1 protein-coding gene is annotated in these 3,304 nt (G+C 77.6%); it reads right to left on the reverse strand.

The window, feature by feature from the left end; translation table 11 throughout:
- A partial coding sequence (locus PUR61_RS03055; RefSeq protein WP_329875321.1) for an AMP-binding protein occupies positions 1 to 3,273 on the reverse strand: 3,273 nt, incomplete at its 3' end.
- Positions 3,274 to 3,304 lie beyond the last annotated feature (31 nt).

Consider the following 3,304-nt stretch of genomic DNA (forward strand, 5'->3'; position numbering starts at 1 on the left):
GAACCGCTCGGCGGTCAGCGCCGCCCGGTTCAGGTACCCCCGCGCCAGCTGCACCCCCGCGAGGTACAGCTCACCCGGCACACCCGGCGGCACCGGACGCAGCCGCGCGTCCAGCACGTGGGCCCGGGTGTTGTCGAGCGGACGCCCGATCACCGGCCCGTCGGCGTCCGCCGTCCCGGCCACCAGGGCGTCGACGGTGAACTCGGTCGGCCCGTAGTAGTTGACCACCCGGACGTCCGGGTGGCCGCGCAGCTCGGCCCAGAGGTCGGGCGGCACGCCCTCGCCGCCGAGCAGCAGCACCGGCGGGCGGTGGGCGCCGGTCAGCAGGCCGGCGTCCAGCAGCTGCCGCGCGTAGGAGGGCGTGACGTCGAGGGCGTCGATCCGGTGCTCGGCGCAGTAGCCGACGACCGCCTCGGCGTCCCGGCGGAGGATGTCGTCGAGCAGGTGCAGTTCGTGGCCGGCGATCAGCCAGAACAGCTGCTCCCAGGAGGAGTCGAAGGAGAACGACGCGGTGTGCAGGGCCCTCACGCGCCGGCCCAGTGCGGCGGCGACCGGACGGTAGAGGGTGCGGTCGTGGTCGTGGTACAGGTTGTCGAGTCCGCCGTGGGTGAGGACGACCCCCTTGGGCCGCCCGGTCGAGCCCGAGGTGTGGATGACGTAGGACACCTCGGACGGGTCGGCCGGGACGTGGACGGTCGCGGCCGGTCCGGCGGCGAGGTCCGCGGCGGTGGCCGGGTCGTCGAGGACGAGGGTCCCGGTCCCGGGCGGCAGCAGCCGGGCGCTCGCGCCGGTCGCCAGGACGACGTCCGGGGCCGAGTCCGCCAGCATGTGGGCGAGCCGTTCGGCGGGCAGCCCGAGGTCGAGCGGCAGGAACCCGCCGCCCAGGCGCAGCACGGCCAGCAGGGCGGCGACCGCGTCGGCGGTGCGCGGCAGGGCGAGCGCGGTCAGCGTGCCCGGTCCGGCGCCGTGGGCGATCAGCAGGCGGGCGAGCCGGTTGGCGCGCTCGTCGAGCTCACGGAACGTCAGCCGGTCGGCGCCGGCCACCACGGCGGTGGCACCGGGGGTGGCGGCGGCCCGGGCGGCGAACTCCTCGGCGACGGTGGTGACCGGGCGGACGCGGCCGGTGGCGTTCCAGCGGTCCAGGTCGGCGTGCTCGCCGGGGGACAGCAGGTCGAGCCGGCCGATCGGGGTGCCTGGCTCGGCCGTCACCAGGGTCAGCAGGCGGACCAGCCGGGCGGCCAGGGTCTGCACGGTGGCGCGGTCGAACAGGTCGGTGGCGTAGCGGATGCCGCCGACCAGTCCGTCGGCGGCGGGGTCGCCGGCCGCCGGATCGGCTGCGGACGAGCCGCCGGGCCGGGCCGGCCTGAGCACCACGTCGAGGTCGAACTTGGCGGCGCCGGGGTCCACGGCCACCTCCTCGGTGGCGAGGCCGAACAGCCGGGAGGTGTCGGGGGCCGCCTCCTCCAGGGCGACCATCGCCTGGAACAGCGGGTGGCGGCCGGGAGCCCGGGGCGGGGCGAGCTCCTCCACCACCCGGTCGAACGGCACGTCGGCGTGGTCGAGGGCGGCCAGGTCCGCGGCCCGGACCCGGTCGAGCAGTTCGGCGAAGGTCGGATCGCCCGAGAGGTCGGCGCGGAGCACCACCGTGTTGACGAAGAAGCCCACCAGCCCGTCCAGCGCGGCCTCCCCGCCGCGCCCGGCGACCGGCGTGCCCAGCGGGACGTCGTCACCACCGCCGAGCCGGTGCAGCAACGCCGCCACCGCCGCGTGGACGACCATGAAGGGCGTGGCTCCGTGGTCGGCGGCGAGCGCGCGCAGGCGCTCGGCGACGTCCGCGGGGACGGCGAACCCGACGGTGTCGCCCCGCCCGCTCGGAACGGCCGGCCGGGGGCGGTCGGCGGGCAGCGGGATCTCCTCCGGCAGCCCCGCCAGCGCCCGCCGCCAGTGGGCCAACGGCGCCGCCTGGTCCAGGCTCGCCTGCCAGAGCGTGAAGTCCGCGTACTGGACCGGAAGTTCGGCGAACTCCGGGGCCCGGCCCGCCAGCCGCGCGGCGTAGCCGGCCTGGAGGTCCGCCATCAGCGGGGCGAACGAGGCCTCGTCGGCCGCGATGTGGTGCAGCAGCAGCACCAGGACGCGGGCACCGTCGGGGGCGCACAGCAGGGTGGCCCGCAGGGGCGGTTCGACGGCCAGGTCGAAGGGCCGGGCCGCCTCCGCCCGGGCGGCCTCGACGAGGTCGCCCGGGACGTCGCGGACGGTCAGCGGCGCGGCCTCGGCCGCCTCGGCCGGGGTCAGCACCCGCTGGTACGGCTCGCCGTCCAGGACCTCGAAGACGGTGCGCAGGCTCTCGTGCCGGGCCGTCAGGTCGGCGACGGCCGCCGCGAGCGCGGCGGTGTCCGGGCCGCGGCCGTCCGCACCGTCGATCCGCAGGGCCAGCGGCAGGTGGTACGCCGTCCCGGGCCCTTCCAGCTGGTCCAGGAACCAGAGCCGGCGCTGCCCGGCGGAGAGCGGCAGGCGCCCGGGGCGCGGTCCGGCCGTCAGCGCGGGGCGCTCGACGGCGGTCCGGCCCGCCAGGCGGGCGGCGAGCGCGGCCGGGGTGGGCGCCTCGAAGACGTCCCGGACGTCCACCGGGACGCCGAGCGCGGCCCGGATCCTGGCGGCGGCGCGGGCGGCGAGCAGCGAGTGCCCTCCCAGGGCGAAGAAGCCGTCCTCGACACCCGCCCCGGCCAGGCCGAGCACCTCGGCGAAGGCCGCGCAGACGGCGTGCTCGGCGGGGGTGGCCGGGGGCCGCCCGACGACGGCCGGCTGCGCGGGGGCGGGCAGTGCCCGGCGGTCGGTCTTGCCGTTGGCCGTCAGCGGCAGCACCTCCAGCACCACGACCACCGAAGGGACCATGTACTCGGGCAGTACCGCCGCCGCACTCCGGCGCAGTTCCTCGGGATCGGCCGTCCCGGTGACGTAGCCGACCAGCTGCCGTCGGCCCGGCACGTCCTCGCGGACCAGCGCGACGGCCCGGCCGACGCCCGGCAGGGCGGCCAACGCGGCCTCCACCTCGCCGAGTTCGATCCGGAAGCCGCGCAGCTTCACCTGGTCGTCCACCCGGCCCAGGAACTGCAACCGCCCGTCGGCCGTCCGCCGGGCGAGGTCGCCCGTGCGGTACATCCGACTGCCCGGCGGACCGTACGGGTCGGCGGTGAACCGCTCGGCGGTCAGCGCCGCCCGGTTCAGGTACCCCCGCGCCAGCTGCACCCCCGCGAGGTACAGCTCACCCGGCACACCCGGCGGCACCGGACGCAGCCGCGCGTCC

It is taken from the genome of Streptomyces sp. BE20 (genome assembly GCF_036322525.1).
Classification (GTDB): Bacteria; Actinomycetota; Actinomycetes; order Streptomycetales; family Streptomycetaceae; genus Kitasatospora.